The organism is Mesorhizobium sp. RCAM 06353 (genome assembly GCF_059683585.1).
This window is the reverse complement of sequence record NZ_CM185031.1, coordinates 817,618-835,049: the sequence shown is the minus strand read 5'-3', so window position 1 is coordinate 835,049 and position 17,432 is coordinate 817,618. Positions and strand designations below refer to the sequence as shown.

The 17,432-nt window shown below is 64.9% G+C and carries 14 protein-coding genes and 1 pseudogene; 8 read left to right on the top strand and 7 right to left on the bottom strand.

Features of this window, described 5'->3' with window-relative positions; translation table 11 throughout:
- Positions 1-63: 63 nt before the first annotated feature.
- Entirely contained in the window at positions 64-822 is a 759-nt protein-coding gene (locus tag AC56QX_RS03700; protein WP_477441484.1) for a M48 family metallopeptidase, read from the top strand.
- On the opposite strand, the gene AC56QX_RS03695 is transcribed toward AC56QX_RS03700, so the two are convergent.
- Positions 823-1,041, bottom strand: coding sequence for a hypothetical protein (locus tag AC56QX_RS03695; RefSeq protein ID WP_477218631.1), 219 nt, complete (start codon positions 1,039-1,041; stop codon positions 823-825). It lies immediately after the preceding gene.
- A gap of 112 nt (positions 1,042-1,153) precedes the next feature.
- On the opposite strand from AC56QX_RS03695, the gene AC56QX_RS03690 reads away from it, so the two are divergent.
- The 7 genes from AC56QX_RS03690 to AC56QX_RS03660 all read left to right on the top strand — a co-directional run bounded on the left by AC56QX_RS03690 (position 1,154) and on the right by AC56QX_RS03660 (position 7,686).
- Positions 1,154-1,813 (top strand): phosphoribosylanthranilate isomerase, encoded by a 660-nt coding sequence (locus AC56QX_RS03690; RefSeq protein WP_497113766.1) that lies wholly within the window; start codon positions 1,154-1,156, stop codon positions 1,811-1,813.
- Positions 1,814-1,900: 87 nt separating this feature from the next.
- Positions 1,901-3,121: a tryptophan synthase subunit beta gene (trpB, locus tag AC56QX_RS03685; RefSeq protein WP_497113765.1), complete on the top strand. Its 1,221-nt coding sequence runs from the start codon at positions 1,901-1,903 to the stop codon at positions 3,119-3,121.
- Positions 3,122-3,123: 2 nt separating this feature from the next.
- Complete coding sequence (trpA, locus tag AC56QX_RS03680; protein WP_497113764.1) at positions 3,124-3,963, top strand: tryptophan synthase subunit alpha; 840 nt, start codon at positions 3,124-3,126, stop codon at positions 3,961-3,963.
- Between the two features lie 48 nt (positions 3,964-4,011).
- Positions 4,012-4,938, top strand: coding sequence for an acetyl-CoA carboxylase, carboxyltransferase subunit beta (accD, locus tag AC56QX_RS03675; RefSeq protein ID WP_497113763.1), 927 nt, complete (start codon positions 4,012-4,014; stop codon positions 4,936-4,938).
- A gap of 113 nt (positions 4,939-5,051) precedes the next feature.
- Positions 5,052-6,377, top strand: a complete 1,326-nt coding sequence (locus AC56QX_RS03670) for a bifunctional folylpolyglutamate synthase/dihydrofolate synthase (protein WP_497113762.1) — start codon at positions 5,052-5,054, stop codon at positions 6,375-6,377.
- A 30-nt stretch (positions 6,378-6,407) separates the two neighbouring features.
- On the top strand, positions 6,408-6,827 hold the full coding sequence (locus AC56QX_RS03665; RefSeq protein ID WP_497113761.1) for a VOC family protein: 420 nt from the start codon (positions 6,408-6,410) through the stop codon (positions 6,825-6,827).
- Positions 6,828-6,926: 99 nt separating this feature from the next.
- Positions 6,927-7,686 (top strand): IS5 family transposase gene (locus AC56QX_RS03660; RefSeq protein WP_497113760.1). Its coding sequence is split into 2 segments (ribosomal slippage): positions 6,927-7,255 and positions 7,254-7,686, totalling 762 coding nucleotides; the frame shifts between segments, so codons are not numbered across the junction.
- 43 nt (positions 7,687-7,729) lie between these two features.
- On the opposite strand, the gene AC56QX_RS03655 is transcribed toward AC56QX_RS03660, so the two are convergent.
- From AC56QX_RS03655 to tsaE, 6 genes and pseudogenes are all read right to left on the bottom strand, one after another.
- Positions 7,730-8,011, bottom strand: a complete 282-nt coding sequence (locus AC56QX_RS03655) for a cupin domain-containing protein (protein WP_497113759.1) — start codon at positions 8,009-8,011, stop codon at positions 7,730-7,732.
- Positions 8,012-8,144: 133 nt separating this feature from the next.
- Positions 8,145-8,471 carry a thioredoxin gene (gene trxA / locus AC56QX_RS03650; protein WP_172220777.1) on the bottom strand — a complete coding sequence of 109 codons (327 nt, stop codon included), beginning with the start codon at positions 8,469-8,471 and terminating at the stop codon, positions 8,145-8,147.
- A 75-nt stretch (positions 8,472-8,546) separates the two neighbouring features.
- On the bottom strand, positions 8,547-12,059 hold the full coding sequence (gene addA, locus AC56QX_RS03645) for a double-strand break repair helicase AddA (RefSeq protein WP_497113758.1): 3,513 nt from the start codon (positions 12,057-12,059) through the stop codon (positions 8,547-8,549).
- Positions 12,056-15,191, bottom strand: a pseudogene (gene addB, locus AC56QX_RS03640) (double-strand break repair protein AddB). Before addB ends, addA begins: the two are co-directional and overlap by 4 nt.
- A complete protein-coding gene (locus tag AC56QX_RS03635) occupies positions 15,188-15,916 on the bottom strand; it encodes a nucleotidyltransferase family protein (protein ID WP_497113757.1) in 729 nt (242 codons plus the stop codon). Before AC56QX_RS03635 ends, addB begins: the two are co-directional and overlap by 4 nt.
- On the bottom strand, positions 15,913-17,424 hold the full coding sequence (gene tsaE / locus AC56QX_RS03630) for a tRNA (adenosine(37)-N6)-threonylcarbamoyltransferase complex ATPase subunit type 1 TsaE (protein WP_497113756.1): 1,512 nt from the start codon (positions 17,422-17,424) through the stop codon (positions 15,913-15,915). The genes AC56QX_RS03635 and tsaE overlap by 4 nt, the downstream gene beginning before the upstream one ends.
- Positions 17,425-17,432: the final 8 nt, after the last annotated feature.

Genomic DNA, 17,432 nt, shown 5'->3' with positions numbered 1-17,432 from the left:
GCGCGAGCGGCGCCGTTTCTTTTTTGTTCTAGTCGTTTTTCTCGAATCGCGTATCGTCCCGCCATGACCCTCGGATTCTTTCGCAATCTGACGAAGCCCAAGCCCACGCCCGTCGTGGAGCGAGAATATTGCGTCGCCGGCCGCACGCTGCCGCTCAAGATCGTCGAGAGCGCCCGGGCGCGGCGCCTGACGCTGCGCATCGATTCCGGCGGCCAAGGCCTGCGCATCACCGTGCCGCCGGGCTTGCGCCGGGGCGAGGTGGACAGGTTCCTCGACCGCCACCAGGACTGGCTGGAACAGCGGCTGGCCAAGGTGCCGACCCGGCCGCAGGTGCGGCCGGGCATCAAGATTCCGGTGCGCGGCGTGCCGCACCGAATTGTCCATGAACCGTCAAAGCGCGGCACTGTCACCATATCGCGTGACGAGCGCGGCCCGCTGCTGGTCGTGCATGGCGACCGGATCCATCTGCCACGTCGCATCGCCGATTTCCTCAAGCGCGAGGCCAAGAAGGAGATCGAGAAGCTGGTGATCAAACACACCGAGGCGCTCGGCAAGCGCGCCAAGGCTATCCGCTACAAGGACACCTCCAGCCGCTGGGGCTCCTGCACCTCGGAGGGAAACCTGTCCTTCTCCTGGCGCATCATGATGGCGCCGCAGCCGGTGATAAACTACCTCGTCGCGCATGAGGTGGCGCATCTCAAGGAGATGAACCACGGTCCGAAATTCTGGAAACTGTGCGAAAAACTCTGCCCCGACACCGACCGCTGCAAGGATTGGCTGAAACGCAATGGCGGGGCGTTGCAGGCGATTGTGTTCGAGTAGTCAATCGTCGTTGGCAGCATTGAGTTCATCCGGCCGAAGCCCTTCATCGCCATGATGCGGCCAAGGCAAAAAATTGCCGTCGAATTCATCGCCGCCGAAATAATCCAGCGCCCGGTGCGCTTCGGCGCCGTTGAAGGCGGCCTTGTCCATCAGATGCGTGATGACCTCGCGCGCCTGGGCGATCTTCTGTCTGAGTTCGGCAACGGTTCTGTCGGCCATGATCTTTCTCCCGCCTGGCAAGCTGTCCATCCATAGGTAGCGCCTTTGGCCGTGCCGGCAAACAGCATGCTTTTTCTCGACTCTTGGCGCGTTTCATGCCAATTCCCGCGCCATGGCGCTCGACATCAAAATCTGCGGCTTGAAGACCGACCAGGCAATGGCCGCGGCCCTGGCTGGCGGCGCCAGCCATGTCGGCTTTATTTTCTTTGCCAAGAGCCCGCGTTACGTCGAGCCGGTGGAAGCCGGGCGTCTGCGCGAAGCGGCGCGCGGCAAGGCCTTGGCGGTCGCCGTCACAGTTGACGCCAGCGACGCCTTCCTGGACGAGATTGTCGAAAAGATGCAGCCCCACATGCTGCAGCTCCACGGCTCGGAAACACCTGAGCGCGTGGCTGAGGTCAAGGCCCGCTATGGCCTGCCGGTGATGAAGGCGCTGCCGCTCAGCGAGGCCGCCGATCTCGACCGGATCAAGCCGTTCATCGGCGTTGCCGACCGGTTCCTGTTCGACGCCAAGCCGCCAAAGGGCTCCGTATTGCCGGGCGGCAATGGCGTCGCCTTCGACTGGCGCATCCTTGCCGGCCTTGACGCCGGCGTCGATTACATGCTTTCCGGTGGGCTCAACGCCGCCAACATCGGCGATGCCCTTCGCCTTGCCAACCCGCCCGGAATAGACATTTCCTCAGGCGTGGAAAGCGCGCCGGGCGTCAAGGATCCGGCGCTGATCGAACAGTTTTTCCGGGCCGTCCGGGCAGCACGCGACGACCGCGCCGCCTAAAGCCTTAAATGAGAGCATGTCCCGGAAAAGTGGGAACCGGTTTTCCGACAAGGACATGCTCAGACATCAAGATGCAGGAGATCGGCGATGAACAAGCCGGCGACACCCAATTCCTTCCGCACCGGACCCGACGAGCAGGGCATGTTCGGCATTTTCGGCGGTCGTTTCGTCGCCGAAACGCTGATGCCTTTGATCCTCGACCTAGAGCGGCACTGGAACGAGGTCAAGAACGATCCGGACTTCAGGGCTGAGCTGACCGATCTTTCGACCCACTATGCCGGTCGGCCGTCCAAGCTCTATTTCGCCGAGGGCCTGACCAAACATCTCGGCGGCGCAAAAGTCTATTTCAAGCGCGAGGACCTGAACCACACCGGCTCGCACAAGATCAACAATTGCCTCGGCCAGATCCTGCTCGCCAAGCGCATGGGCAAGAAGCGCATTATCGCCGAGACCGGCGCCGGCCAGCATGGCGTGGCATCCGCCACCGTCGCCGCCCGCTTCGGCTTTCCCTGCGTCGTCTATATGGGCGCGACCGACGTCGCCCGCCAAAGCCCGAACGTCTTCCGCATGAAGCTGCTCGGCGCCGAAGTGCGGCCGGTCACTGCCGGCCACGGCACGCTGAAGGACGCCATGAACGAAGCCCTTCGTGATTGGGTGACGAATGTCGAGGATACCTACTACCTGATCGGCACCGCCGCCGGCCCGCATCCCTATCCGGAACTGGTGCGCGACTTCCAGTCGGTCATTGGCATCGAGGCGCGCGCGCAGATCCTCGAACAGGAAGGCCGGCTGCCCGACACCATCATTGCCGCTGTCGGCGGCGGCTCGAATGCCATCGGCCTGTTCCACCCCTTCCTTGATGACAAGGATGTCCGCATCATCGGCATCGAAGCCGGCGGGCGTGGCCTCGACGGCATCGAACATTGCGCCTCGATGAATGCCGGTGCGCCGGGCGTGCTGCACGGCAATCGCACCTATCTGCTGCAGAATGCCGACGGCCAGATCATGGACGGCCATTCGATTTCGGCCGGTCTCGACTATCCCGGCGTCGGCCCGGAGCATTCCTGGCTGCGCGACTCCGGCCGCGTTGAATATGTGCCGATCCTCGACGACGAAGCGCTGGAAGCCTTCAAGCTGACGACGCGCGTCGAAGGCATCATCCCGGCACTGGAATCCGCGCACGCCATTGCGCATGCGGTGAAGATCGTGCCGGAAATGGACAAGGACCAGATCGTCATCGTCAACCTGTCTGGCCGTGGCGACAAGGACGTGCACACGGTGGCCTCGATGCTGGGCATGGAGATCTGATCATGACGACCCGCATCGACCGCCGCATGGCGAAGCTGAAAAACGAAGGCCGCCCGGCGCTCGTCACCTATTTCATGGGCGGCGACCCCGACTACGACACCTCGCTGTCGATCATGAAGGCGCTCCCCGGCGCCGGCGCCGACATCATCGAGCTCGGCATGCCGTTTTCCGACCCGATGGCCGATGGCCCGGCGATCCAGGCGGCGGGCCTGCGGGCGCTGAAAGGCGGCCAGACACTGGTCAAGACGCTGAAGATGGCGGCCGAATTCCGGACCAGTGACAATGAAACCCCGATCGTGCTGATGGGCTATTACAACCCGATCTACATCTACGGCGTCGACCGCTTCCTGAAGGATGCCATTGCCAGCGGCATCGATGGCCTGATCGTCGTCGACCTGCCGCCGGAAATGGACGAGGAACTCTGCATTCCGGCGCTCAAAGCCGGCATCAATTTCATCCGCCTGGCGACGCCGACCACCGACGACAAGCGGCTGCCCAAGGTGCTGCAGAACACGTCCGGCTTCGTCTACTACGTGTCGATGACCGGCATCACCGGCTCGGCGCTGGCCGACACCGGCAAGGTCGCCGCCGCCGTCAAGCGCATCAAGGGCCATACGGACCTGCCGGTCTGCGTCGGCTTCGGCGTCAAGACCGCCGAGCAGGCGCGTGTCATCGGCGCCAATGCCGATGGCGTCGTCGTCGGCACCGCGATCGTCAATGCGGTTGCCAATGTGCTGGGGCCGAAGGGCGAAAAGACCGCAGACCCGGCCGAGGCCGTCGCCACGCTGGTCAGCGGCCTGGCGCAAGGCGTGCGCTCGGCCCGCCTTGCTGCTGCCGAATAGTCTTCCTACGTCTTTACCCAACTCTTCGTCAGGACAGGAGCCGAAGCGATGAACTGGATCACCAATTACGTTCGCCCGAAGATCAATTCGATGCTCGGCCGGCGCACCGACATGCCCGAGAATCTCTGGATCAAGGATCCCGAGACCGGCGAAATGGTGTTCCACAAGGATCTGGAATCCAATCAGTTCGTCATCCCGTCTTCCGGCCACCATATGAAGATTTCGGCCAAGGAGCGGCTGAAATTCTTTTTCGACGACGGCAAATACGAGACCCTGGACAACCCCAAGGTGGTTCAGGATCCGCTGAAATTCCGCGACGAGAAGCGCTATGTCGACCGGCTGAAGGACGCCAAGGCCAAGACCGGCCTCGAAGACGCCATCATCAACGCGCTGGGCACCGTCGAGGGCCTGCCGGTGGTGGTGACAGTGCAGGATTTCGCCTTCATGGGCGGTTCGCTCGGCATGGCCGCGGGCGACGCCATCGTCCACGGTTTCGAAGCGGCCCTGCAGCGCAAGCGGCCGCTGATCCTGTTTGCCGCCTCCGGCGGCGCCCGCATGCAGGAAGGCATTTTGTCCCTCATGCAGCTGCCGCGCACCACGGTCGGCGTCGACCGGCTGAAGGAAGCCGGCCTTCCCTATATCGTTGTGCTGACCAACCCGACCACCGGCGGCGTCACCGCCTCCTACGCCATGCTGGGCGACGTGCACATTGCCGAACCGGGCGCACTGATCGGCTTTGCCGGCCCGCGCGTCATTGAACAGACCATCCGGGAAAAGCTGCCGGACGGCTTCCAACGCTCCGAATACCTGATGGAGCACGGCATGGTCGACATGGTGGTCTCGCGGCTGGAGATGCGGGCCACGATCGCGCGGCTGCTGAAGATGCTGCTCAAGATGCCGGAAGAGCAAAAGCCGCTGGAGCCGGAAATCCTGCCGCCGGCGGTGATTTCTGCCGAAGCGAGGCCGCAGGTCTGACGCGACACCGCGAACAGCGATTGCGTCATGTCCTTGGCGCGCTGTAGCCTTTTGATTGCCATGGCCATTCCGGGATTGATTCTGGTCCTCGGGCCATGCGCCGGGATTTTGCCATGACAACGCTTGCCGCCGACCGCGAAATCGAAGCCCTGATGGCGCTTCACCCGAAAGGCTTCGACCTTTCGCTCGACCGCATCACGCGGCTTCTGGAGCGGCTGGGCAACCCGCAGGATTTGCTGCCGCCGGTCATCCATATCGCCGGCACCAACGGCAAGGGCTCCTGCGCCGCCTTCTCGCGGGCATTGCTTGAGGCTTCAGGCCGTCTTGTCCACGTCCACACCTCGCCGCACCTGGTCAGCTGGCACGAGCGCTACCGGCTCGCCGTCGAGGGCGGCGGCAGGCTGGTCGACGACGATGTCTTCGCCGAGGCCATCGCCCGCGTCGCCAAGGCCAATGATGGCCAGAAGATCACCGTCTTCGAGATCCTCACCGCCGTAACCTTCATCCTATTTTCGGAACACCCGGCTGATGCCGCCATCATCGAGGTCGGCCTCGGCGGCCGCTTCGACGCCACCAATGTCGTCGCGCGGCCCGCCGTGTCGGTGATCATGCCGGTGTCGATGGACCATGAGGCCTATCTCGGTGACCGTGTCGAACTGATCGCGGCTGAAAAGGCCGGCATCATGAAGCGCGGCTGCCCGGTGGTGATCGGCGCGCAGGAAAGCGAAACGGCGCTGCAGGTGCTGATCGAAACCGCCGAGCGGCTGGAGTGCCCGACCTTCGTCTACGGCCAGGATTTCCTCGCCTTCGAGGAAAACGGCCGCATGGTCTACCAGGACGAGGACGGCCTGATGGACCTGCCGCCACCGCGCCTGCCGGGGCGCCACCAGTTCGCCAATGCGGCCGCCGCAATCGCCGCGGTCAAGGCGGCCGGTTTCGAAATCACCCACCGCGCTGCCGAGAAAGCGATGACCAATGTCGCCTGGCCCGGCCGCATGCAGAAACTGGCGCAGGGCCGGCTGGCGGATCTGGCGCCGAAAGGCGCCGACATCTGGCTCGACGGCGGCCACAATCCCGGCGCCGGCCTGGTCGTCGCCGAAGCGCTGGCCGAGCAGGAGGAAAAGAACCCGCGTCCGCTCTTCCTCATTTCGGGCATGATCAACACCAAGGACCAGAGCGGCTATTTCCGCGCCTTCAAGGGCCTCGTCCGGCATGTCTACACGGTGCCGGTGAGCCTGAGCGACGCCGGAGTTCCAAACGACGAACTGGCGATCCGCGCCACGGAAGCCGGGCTGAGCGCCGAGCCGGTCAGTTCCGTCGCCAGCGCGCTGATGCTGCTGCGCGACACCTGGGATGGCCCGCCGCCGCGCATCCTGATCGGCGGGTCGCTGTACCTGGCCGGCGCGGTTCTGGCCGAGAACGGCACGCCGCCGACCTGAGGTGCCTGACGGCCAACGTGGGAGCCTGTGATGATTGAGGTAAAGCAGCTCGCCCATGTCTGCATCTTCGCGCATGATCTGGAAGCGACGCGAAGCTTCTACCGCGACGTGCTCGGGCTGGACACACGGTTCAACTTTCTACGCGCCGGCAGGATTTTTGGCTTCTACCTCGATTGCGGCGGCCGCAGCCATGTCGAGGTGTTCCAGAAGGACGCTGCCGCCTACAGCGAACTCAACCAGATCAACCATTTCTGCCTGGAAGTCGAAGACATCGACGCCGCGATCGCCCATATCGGGTCGAAAGGCATCGACGTGACCGCAAAGAAGCACGCCTGCGACGACACCTTTCAGGCCTGGATCCGCGATCCCAATGGCGTGAAGATCGAGCTGTTCGAATACACCGCAAAAAGCGCGCAGTTCACCGGCGGGGACCGCATCGCCGACTGGTGACTGCATTCCCGGGCACACTAGGCTGTAGTGACAAATTAACGGCTTGGGATTCCCATCGCGAGGCAAATCAGATTCAAGGCTGACTTTTGGAGGTCGGCTTTGGAAGGTGAGGTTCTACGCGACGATCAGTGGGAGCAGATCAAGCCTTTTGTGCCGGGTGGGCGCAAGGGCAAGCGGGGTCCGCGTAGCGATGGTGGGCGCTTCTTCGATGCGCTTTTATGGATCGCTCGGTCAGGCGCGCGCTGGCGCGACCTGCCGGAGCGGTTCGGCCCATATCAGAGGGCAAAGCGACGTTACTACCGCTGGATCGAAGCGGGCGTGTTCGACCGGCTGTTCGAAGCCATCAGCAGGCATCCAGATATGGAATGGCTGATGATCGACGCGACCGTTATCCGCGCTCAGGCCCAGGCTGCTGGAGCCCGGCGTAAAAGGGGGATCTGAAGCCCAGGCTCTCGGCCGCTCGCGTGGTGGGTTCGGCACCAAGCTCCATGCCGTCATAGATGCGCTCGGCCTACCGGTCCGCTTCGAGATCGGCCCCGGCCAGCAAAACGACATGGCAGCGGCCTGCGGTCTGATCGAGGGGATTGCAGCAGGCCAAGTGATCGCCGACCGCGCTTATGATGCCGATCGACTGCATGATGTGATCCTCGACCAAGGCGGTGAACCGGTCATCCCGCCGCGGCGCCATCGCAGATACCAACACAGCTATGACAAGATCGCCTACAAAAACCGCTGGGGCATCGAGGCCTTCTTTGCAAAGCTCAAGCAGTGGCGGCGCATCGCAACGCGCTACGACAAAATCGCCGCCAACTTCCTCGGCTTCGTCAAGCTCGCAGCCATCATGCTCTGGCTCAAATGATTAAATTGTCACTACAGCCTAGGCCGTGCACGGCCTTGGCGGATTACTTCAGCTCGATCTCGATGAAAGCATATTCGCCTTCGTTGGCGCTGATGACGTCGTGTTCGACGCCCTCCTTGCGGAAATACGGCGCGCCTTTCTTCATCTCGGCGAAAGTTTCGCCATCCTTGGTCACCAGCTTCAGCTTGCCGTCCATCAGCGGCACCACGACGTAGTCGTGGTCGTGACGATGCCAGCCGGTGTTGTCGCCCGGCTGGAAGCGGTACTCGGTGACGATGACGCGCTCATTGTCGATAAAGACGGTGGCCTTGGCGGATCCGGTCATGTCGCTCTCCCTGTTTCTGCGCCCCAGCAGAAGACATGGCGTGCCTTGATGTGAGGGCCAGAGCGGGCCAGCAATGACGCCAACAAAAAGCCCGGCGCAACGGCCGGGCTTTGAGGTTAGGAATTCAGTTGGATCAGGCGAGGCTGCCGTTGATCCAGTGCGACAGCGCGGTCTTGGGCGCGGCACCAACCTTCATGTCGGCCACTTCGCCGCCCTTGAAGATCATCAGCGTCGGAATCGAGCGCACGCCGAACTGGGCGGCGAGCTCGGGATTCTCGTCGATGTTGAGCTTGGCGATCTTGACCTTGGCACCGAGCTCGGTGGCAATGTCCTCAAGCGCCGGCGCGATCATCTTGCACGGGCCGCACCATTCGGCCCAGAAATCGACCACGACCGGTACGTTGGCGTTGAGCACGTCGGCCTGGAAATTGTTCTTGTCGACCTTGACGGTGGCACCCATGCGGAAATCCTTTCGAGAGTTCTTTGTCGCACCAAATGTGGTGGTTATCTAGCCCTTCTTCAAGCAGGTCTTGTGTCACGCTCCTGTGAGTCGAGCAAGAGCATCATCCATGGCCCGGGCCGGCAGTTCGATCAGCCGTGGCGCTTCGGTAAACAGCAAGGCCGCCTTGACCTCGCGCCCCGGATAAAGCGGCTGCAAGAGGGCGCGATAGAGTGCCAGCTGCAGCAGATAGGCCGATGGAACCTCGGCCAGCGAGGCGGGCGCCGGCCGGTTGGTCTTGTAATCGACGATCGACACCGCATCCGCTGTCACCGCCAGCCGGTCGATCTTGCCCGAAATCGAGCGCATTTTGCCCCTCACCTCAAGGCTGCCCATGATCGCCACCTCGGCGCGCGACGATGGCGCGAACAATTGGCCGAGACGCGAGTCGGCGAGGATGGCGATGACCGATGCCAGGGCCTTGCCCCGTTCTGACGCGGGCCAATCTGCACCGACCCGCGCCAGGTAGCGCTCGGCCGCGCCGTGGCGAACATCCTCGGCAATGCCGGGCAACATCTGCAGCAGTTTGTGCAGGGCGAGCCCGCGCAGCACGGCAAATCCGGGCTCGGCCTCGGCGTCCAGCACCGGCGAAGCCTTGTCGACCACCGCTTCCTTGCCTTCGTCGATCAGCGCCGAGGCGCCGGATGGCGACAGCGGCCGCGGCAGGTCCTCGAACGGCGGCAGGGGCCGGAATAAGGTCGCCGGCAACGGGCCGAAAGCATCGGCTTGCCGCGCCTGTTCACTGACGCCTGGCGCGACGGGCGGCAAGTTGGTGACATGGAAACGATACACCGGCTCGCCGCCGGTGGGGTGCGGACGCTGCTCGCTTTCCGGCGCACCGATCAGCGCGCGGCTGACGATCGAATGCCAGGTGCCGGCATTCGGCGCCCGCTTGCCATGATAGCCGCAAACGATCAGCCGGTCCTCGGCACGGGTCATGCCGACATAGAGCAGCCGGCGGTATTCGTCGTCGGCAAGTTCCCGTGCCCGTGACGCCGCCGCCTTCGAAAAACCGTTGGCGACATCGCTGGCCGAACGCCAGAGATAGCCTTTGCCGTCAAAGTTCCGGCCCGAGCCGTCGAAGGGCATCAGCCGCGGCAGATGCTGGTCGCTGAATGGGGCCGAGCCGCCATCGACCAGGAACACCACCGGCGCCTCCAGCCCTTTGGCGGCGTGCACGGTCATGACGCGAACCTCGTCGCGCGTCTGGTCCATCTCGCGCTTGATCTCGGGGCCGGCATTTTCCAGCGTCGACAGAAAAGCTTCCAGCCCGGGCAGGCCGGTCCGTTCCTCGGCCAGGCAGAAACTCAGGAACTCATCGAGAATATCGCCGGCTTCCGGCCCGAGCCGCGCGACCATTTTCCGGCGCACGCGATCGCGTGCCAGCAAGCCGGCATAGAATTCGAACACCGGCTTGAAGGCGGCCTCATCAGCCCAGAGATCAAGCTGGGCAACGACCCTTGCGAGGGCTTCGTCGTCGGCGGCATGCTGGCGCAGCGACGCGGCCAGCGACACGCCGGGTGGCCTCTGCGCGGCGAGCGCGAAAAGCGTCTCCTCCGGCAGGTCGAAAATCGGGCTGCGCAGCACGGCGGCGAGCGACAGATCGTCCTGCGGCTGGATCAGCAGATGGCCGAGCGCAATCAGGTCCTTGACAGCGATATGGCCGGGAAGGCTCAGCCGGTCGGCGCCCGCGACCGGAATGTCGCGGCGTTTCAAGGCACGGGTCAGTGCATGGACAAAACTGTCGCGCTTGCGCACCAGCACCAGCACATCGCCTGGCCGCAACCGCTTGCCACGGCCCTCGATGATTTCGCTCTTGCCGATCCAGTCGGCAATGGTCGCCGCCACATTCTCCGCAACGCGCACCGCCGGTGCGTGAGCATGGTCGATCGCTTGCGTCCAGTCGTCGGGCTCATCGACCACATCGGCGCCGATCGATGGCCAAACTTCGACATAGCCCGGCGCATCGGTGCGGATCGCCTTGTGGCTCAGCGGATCGGGATCATGGCTGATGCCGCGCCGCACGATCGGATCGGCAAAGACGCGGTCGACGGCGGCCAGCACGTCGTCGGTCGAGCGGAACGACCAGGTCAGCTTGAGGTCGGCGAAGGACGCCTCGGCATCGCGCACCCTGCCGGCGAACAACAGCCGGCTGTCGGCGAAGGAATCCGGGGCCGCCCCCTGGAAGGAATAGATCGACTGCTTCTCGTCGCCGACGGCAAATACCGTGCGGTGAACCCGGTCACGCGCGCCGAAGCCGGCGAAAAATTCTTCCGCCAGCCGTTTCACCACCTCCCATTGATCCGGGCTGGTATCCTGCGCCTCGTCGAGCAGGATGTGGTCGATGCCCTGGTCGAGCTTGTATTGCACCCAGGGGCCGGCATCGGGCCGCGCCAGAAGGTTGACCGTGCGGGTGATCAGATCGTTGAAGTCGAGAAAGCCGCGGCTGCGCTTCAGCACTTCATAGCGGGCGATCAGCCAGTCGGCGATGGTCAGTGCGGCGCGCGTGCCTTCCAGCATGCGGAACAGGGCAAGCCGGTCCACGGTTTCGATGATGGCGCTCGACGCCGAGAGATAGCGCTCGGCGAGATCCGGCAACCGATCGGTCAGGGCTTTCTTGAAGGCCTTTGACGGATCGTAGGGATCGCCATCGGTCTTGAGGAAGGCTCTGGCGAGCAGTTGCAGCCGGCGAACGGGATCGCTCTCGGCGAAAGCCTGACGCGCATAGGGCAGGATGTTGTTCAGCACCGATCTGGCGTCGGTGGATTCGGCGGCCTGGGCGAAGCCGGCGAAATAATCGGGTAGGAAGCCTGGCAGTGGCCACACCGATGCCGCCAGCCCTTCAGCGGTCTGGCCGGGGTGGAAATGGAATTCATCGAACAAAGGCTGGAAACCGTCACGCCCGACCGCGTCGAGGAACTGGCGCAGCCCGTCGCGCTTGCGCACGATCTCCCCAAGCAAGGCGTCGAGACCGGCCTCGCCGCCACGTTCCAGCACAGTGGCGAAGGCGTCGGCCAGATCCGCGTTGCCGGCAGCCGTGCCCGAAATCATCTCGCGGCGCGCCGAGGCGAACAGCGAGGCCTCCATCTGGCTGTCGAGCAGTTCGAAATGGGCCGGGATGTTGGCCTCCAGCGGGAACTGGTGGAGCACGGATTCGCAGAAGGCGTGGATGGTCTGGATCTTCAGCCCGCCGGGCGTTTCCAGCGCCTCGGCGAACAGACGCCGCGCCCGCCGCATGGTGTCACGGTCGGGCCGCCGTCCTTCCAGCGCCTCGATTTTCACGGCCAGTTCGGCGTCGCCGAGGACCGTCCAGTCCGACAGCGTGGAAAACACCCGGTTCGACATGTTGGCGGCGGCGGCGCGCGTATAGGTCAGGCACAGGATCTTCGACGGATCAGTGCCGTTGAGCAGCAGCCGGATGACGCGCTGGGCCAGCACATGGGTCTTGCCGGAGCCGGCATTGGCCGACACCCAGGCGGAATTCTGAGGATCGGCGGCGCGGGCCTGGCTGGTCGCTGTATCGCTCGGGATGGGATAGGCCTTCTTCATGCCTCCCCTCCCTCGTCACTGGCGTCGCCGCCGGCGGACCATTCGAGCACGCGGGCGAGATGGTCGTAGTCACCATCGGTCTCACCTTCGCGAAACGGCAGCGCGCGCGACAGATAGCCGGTCGCCGGATCGGCATAGTGGATCAAAAGCTTCTCCAGCCGTGCCCAGGCCTCTTCGGCAAGATCGGCGGCGGTCCTTGGCTGGCGGTTGTGCTCGAGAATGGACTCCTCGAATACCTCGCCATTCGGCTTCAGCCTGATGAAGGCCAGTTGCGACGGTTCGCGCGCACCCAAGTCCTTGAAGGCGCCGCGCCTCAGCAGCGCGCCTTCCAGCGCTAGCTGTGGCGCCAGCAGCGTGTGCGCCTGCGCCTTGGAGGGCGAGGAGCCAGTCTTGTAGTCCAGAATATCGGCCATGCCGCCGGCCAGCAGGTCGACTCGGTCGGCGTAGCCGGACAACGTGACGCCGGACTGTCCGACAGTGGTCTTCCCCGCCCTCTCCTCGGCATGCCGTTGGACCACCGCGTCGGCCCGCGTGCGCTCCCACCCGATAATGTTGGTGGCGAGTTTTTCGAAACGTGGCCACCACACCGCCTCGACATCGGCCGGAAGGGAACTTTCGGCAAAACAGGCGCGGCCGGCGGCAATGAGGCTGGCCAGTGCGTCAGGCGCGCGCGGGTCGGCAACGCGTGACGAGAACAGGTGAAGAATGGCGTGAAACAGTGTGCCGCGCTCGGCAGCACCGGGATCACGAATGACCGGTTCAAGCGCCATCAGCCCGAGGATGCGTCTTGCGTAGACGGCGTAGGGATCACGGCGCAACGTCTCGATCTCGGTGACCGAGAAATGCGTTGGGCGCACTGCCAAAGGCGGTTTCGGCTGCGGCCGCGGCGCGAAATCCTGTTTTGGACCGGTATCGAGCGCGCGCGCCCAGGCGAGCAGCTCGTCGCCGCGCCGGCGCAGGGTTGCCGCCTGGTCGTTGCCGATGAAGGTCAAGAGGCGCTGCAGCCAACGTGACGGCACGGCAGGTGCATCGCCGGAACGCGCCGAACGGGCCAGCACCACATGTCTCGCGCCCATCGCCATCTGGAAATCATGCGCGGCCAGGCCGATGCGCCGTTCGGGCGGCTCGAGATCGATGCCGGTCTTCATCAGCCGCGACATGAAACGGTCGCTCTCCGGCTTGCGCGGCCAGACACCTTCGTTGAGGCCGCCGATGACCAGCGTGTCGACGTCCTGCAGCCGCGCTTCCAGCGCACCCCAGATGGCGATGTTCCTGTCGGTGCCCTGCGCCGGCTTCACCGTCTCGGGCGCGATCAGCGCGTCTATCACGTCAGGCCATTCGCTCGTGGCGAACGACAGCGAAGCCGAAGCCGCGACCAGCCCGCGCAACAATTCGGCGAGCTTTTCGCCGGCATCACCCGCATAGAGTTCGCCCAAGCCGCCATCGGCGGAACGGCCGAGATTTTCCAGGACTACGACGCTGGCTTCGACCAGTGCGGCAAGATCGGCACCCGCCTGGCCGCGAAAGGCGGAAAGCGGCGCCAGCGCTTCTGCCAGGCGTGCGAGGAGGTTACGCGAATCCTCGATGGCACGCACGGTCAGGCGGGAAAACCAGAAGGGCGGCCGGCTGTCGTCGCCCAGGCCGGTCAGACGAGTTTCGAAAAGATCAGGCAGCGAAACGATGTCGGGGCGGCCGGTGCCGCCACGCAGCGCCACCAGTTCGACCAGTCCGGCCGCGTTGCGCACATCGGCGCGTTCGAGGCCGAGGCCGAGCAGCGGATGCTTGAGCAGCGACAGCAGGCCGACCGGATCGCCCGGCCGGAACACTGCCTCGAGCGCCAGGCGGAGCAGGCTGGCCGCCGGGCTGTTGGCGAGCGGCGTGCCGCCGGAATCGTCGGCAACGACGCCGAAGCGCTGGAGTTCGACCGAGACGCGCCGCGCCAGCGCGCGGTCGCCGGTGACAAGAGCCGCCCTTTGGCCGGGCTGTTCGACGGCCTGCTTCAGCGCGACGGCGATGGCGACGGCCTCATCGCGTTCGTTGGCCGCCTCGAGCAGCGTGACGTCGGCGAAGGCGCCGGCAATATCGGTCGGCGAAAACCCGCTGCGCGTCTCGGCCCACAATTCGGTGGTCTCGGCCGGCCGCAGCGCTTCGCCGACAAGGGCGGCGCGTAGCGCCAGTCGCGGTTCGGCCGCGCCGACCTCCTCGACATCCGAGCGCAGCACGCCGATCTTGCCGATCAGCCTGGCCGAGGCCATATTGCGGGTGGCCAAGCACGGCCGGCCGCGCGCCGGGTGCGACGAGCGCCTGGAAAGAGGCTTCGTCCAGCGTCCGGTCGAGCCCGGGCAGCACGATGGCGCCGGCAGGCAAGCGGGCGATCGCCGCAAGCAGTTCAGCCGTGGCGGGGATCGAACCGGTCGATCCCGCGGCGATGACCGGCCCGGCCGGCGGATTGCGCCGCAGCCGCGCCGCCTCGGCGCGGATCAGCGCGCTGCGATGCGCGGCCGGGTTGGAGCGGTCGCTCTCGCTCAGGAATTTCGGCCAGGCATCGGTGACGATACCGAGGAATTCGAGCGTCACCTGCCACCAGCCGGCAAGGCTGCCGGTCACCAGGTCCTTGAGCTTCGCCCAGTCGGTGCCTTCCGTCTCGATCTCGTCCATCAGCCCGGCAAGATCGCGCGCCAGCCAGATCGCGTCGGCGGTGGAGGCGGGGATGACGATTTCCTCCGCGAAAAGCTTCACCACATGTTCCGGCAACCGGCGTTTCCAGGCGCGCACCAGCGGCGTCAGCAGCAACAGCCGTTCGGTCGCCGAGATCGGCGGCGCAAGATCGATTGCCGCCGATGGTTCGGCGTCGAACAGGGCTTCGTCCTCGTCGAACTCGCCGAGCGGACGGATAACCGGCAGGATCGCCGAACCGCCACCGCCGCGTGCTTTCAAGCTGTCGACGAAGACACCGCGCAGGGCGCGGGCGGCGCGGCGCGTCGGCACATAGATGGTGACATCGGCCAGGGCGAGCGGGTCGCCGTCGAAACGAAATCCGGGAATCAGGCGGCCGGCAAGCAGCGCCTCGGCAAGCGTCGGCAGGAACGGCGCTCCGGGGGGAATGGAAAAAACGCGGCTCGAGCCGCTCATTGCGACTCGGTTAGCGCGCCGGCGACGGCTTCTTCCGCCAGCGGGATGGCATCGGGCGTGCCGACGGTGATCCAGTGGCCGTGCATCGGCATGCCGAACAGCCGGCCTGCGGCTATTGCCGTGTCGAAATAGGCGTTGAGCGAATGCGGTTCGGCCGGGGCATCCTTGAACAGGCGCGGATGGATGATCGCCGCGCCGGCATAGATCAGGCCAGCCGGATCGCCCTTTGAACGCCGCAAGGCACCGTCCGGTGCAACCAGGAAGTCGGTTGAGCCGCAGTGTCCGGTCGCCTGATGGAGATCCGCCAGCATCAGCAGAATATCCATTTTCGCGGCGTCCCATGCAAGGGCGAGGCGGCCAAGATTGAGCGGACCGTGGTCGATCCAGAACGTGTCGGCGTTGAGGATGTAGAAGGGCTGCTCGCCCAGTTCCGGCAGCGCCTTGACGATGCCGCCGGCGGAATCGAGCAGCCGGTCGCTCTCATCGGAAATGATGATGTGGGGTACATGGCGTGCGGCGACATGGGCGACGATCTGTTCGGGCAGATAGTGGACGTTGACCACGGCCTTGGCGACGCCGGCAGCGGCGAGGCTGTCGAGGCCCCAGTCGAGCAATGTCTTGCCGGCGATCCTGACCAGCGGCTTGGGGATGGTGTCGGTGATCGGCCGCATGCGCTTGCCAAGCCCGGCGGCGAGTACGATGGCAGTGTCCGGTCTTGCTGTCACAGCGTTCGCTCCTCAAGCAGCCCGTGCGCGTTGTAGAAATCCCGCAGGCTGGCGAGCGCCGGGTGGGACAGCGCCCGGCGCAGATAGTCGCGGATGCGCGGCAGGTGCTTCAGATAATAAGGTTTGCCGTCGCGCTTTTCGAGCCGCACAAAAATGCCGAGGATCTTGGAATTGCGCTGTGCGGCCATGATTGCGTAGGCTTCCAGAAAGCTTGGCTCGTCGAAAGCGCCAGCTGTATGACGCGCCGCAATATAGGCGTCGAGCGTCCGCTTTTCGATTTCGGGCGATAGGGTGACGCGGGCATCCATGGCCAGTGAAGCCACGTCATAGGCTGAAGGCCCGATCAGCGCATCCTGGAAATCGACGATGCCCAGCCGGTCATGCCCAGCGCGATCCTCGCGCCAGACAATGTTGGGCGAATGGAAGTCGCGCAGCATCAGCGTGTATTCGCTGCCTTGCAGCCGGTCGAAAAGCGCGTCCCATTCCCTGGCGTAGCCAGTGCGCAGATCGTCGCTGGCCGGGCTGCCCGATATCGCCGGCACATACCAGTCGACCAAAAGGTCGGCTTCGATCATCATCGCATCGCGGTCGAAGGGCGGCACCTCGTGGAAGCTGCCGGGTCCGGCTTGCAGGCGCTGGGGCCAGGTCTGGCCGTGCATCATGGCCAGCAGCTCGGCGGCGGCGGCGTAGCGTTCCGCTATGGGCTCGCCGTCCTTGCCGAGAAATCCTTCAGCACCGAGATGCTCGAGCAGCAAAAAACCCTGGTCTTGGTCCTCGGCATGGATTTCGGGGACACTGACACCACCGGCCTTCAAAGCCCGGTCGATGGCGACGAAGGCGGAGACCGACTGGGCGGTGTGGGCGATCACCGCATAGGGTTTGCCGTCGCGCACCGGCGGGCCGAGCACCAGCCGTGGCGAGTTCATCAGCACACGCGGCTCCTGGCCGGCGAGTGTGACGATCTCATAGGAGCGGGCCGAGGCGTCGCCGATGAAATGGCGCCGCAGCGCTTCGCCCCAGCCGGCATCTTCCAGAAAGCCGCGCATGGCCAGCGACCGCGCCGCGCGGTCGAAGGTCGCCCCATGCCCTGACAACCGCGCCAGCCGGCCTTCGCCATGCTGGACGAGTTCGATCGAGAGCGTTGTCTTCGGCAGATAGCCTTCGGCCCGCTCGGGCCATTCGACCAGGGCGGCACCTTGCGTCAGCGCTTCGTCGAAGCCGAGCTCGTCGAGCTCGCTTGCCGAGGACAGGCGGTAGAGATCGAAATGATGGACCGGAATACGCGTGTCGTAGCTCTGCACCAAAGTGAAGGTCGGGCTTGGCACGTCGAGGCTGGTGTCGTCCGCCAGCGCCCGGATCAGCGCCCGTGCGAGAGTGGACTTGCCGGCGCCGAGATCGCCCTTGAGCGCCAGCACGTCGCCGGCACGCAATGCCAGCGCCAGATCTTCGCCCAATCGCGCTGTCTGTGTCTCATTGGTGAGCAACCGCTCCAGCACCAAGCCCGTCATCGAGCGCG

Excerpts from the sequence above, each read along its gene's own strand:
- AC56QX_RS03700 (WP_477441484.1), top strand. The coding sequence starts at position 64 with ATGACCCTCGGATTCTTTCGCAATCTGACGAAGCCCAAGCCCACGCCC.
- AC56QX_RS03695 (WP_477218631.1), bottom strand. The coding sequence starts at position 1,041 with ATGGCCGACAGAACCGTTGCCGAACTCAGACAGAAGATCGCCCAGGCG.
- AC56QX_RS03690 (WP_497113766.1), top strand. The coding sequence starts at position 1,154 with ATGGCGCTCGACATCAAAATCTGCGGCTTGAAGACCGACCAGGCAATG.
- trpB (WP_497113765.1), top strand. The coding sequence starts at position 1,901 with ATGAACAAGCCGGCGACACCCAATTCCTTCCGCACCGGACCCGACGAG.
- trpA (WP_497113764.1), top strand. The coding sequence starts at position 3,124 with ATGACGACCCGCATCGACCGCCGCATGGCGAAGCTGAAAAACGAAGGC.
- accD (WP_497113763.1), top strand. The coding sequence starts at position 4,012 with ATGAACTGGATCACCAATTACGTTCGCCCGAAGATCAATTCGATGCTC.
- AC56QX_RS03670 (WP_497113762.1), top strand. The coding sequence starts at position 5,052 with ATGACAACGCTTGCCGCCGACCGCGAAATCGAAGCCCTGATGGCGCTT.
- AC56QX_RS03665 (WP_497113761.1), top strand. The coding sequence starts at position 6,408 with ATGATTGAGGTAAAGCAGCTCGCCCATGTCTGCATCTTCGCGCATGAT.
- AC56QX_RS03655 (WP_497113759.1), bottom strand. The coding sequence starts at position 8,011 with ATGACCGGATCCGCCAAGGCCACCGTCTTTATCGACAATGAGCGCGTC.
- trxA (WP_172220777.1), bottom strand. The coding sequence starts at position 8,471 with ATGGGTGCCACCGTCAAGGTCGACAAGAACAATTTCCAGGCCGACGTG.
- addA (WP_497113758.1), bottom strand. The coding sequence starts at position 12,059 with ATGAAGAAGGCCTATCCCATCCCGAGCGATACAGCGACCAGCCAGGCC.
- tsaE (WP_497113756.1), bottom strand. The coding sequence starts at position 17,424 with ATGACGGGCTTGGTGCTGGAGCGGTTGCTCACCAATGAGACACAGACA.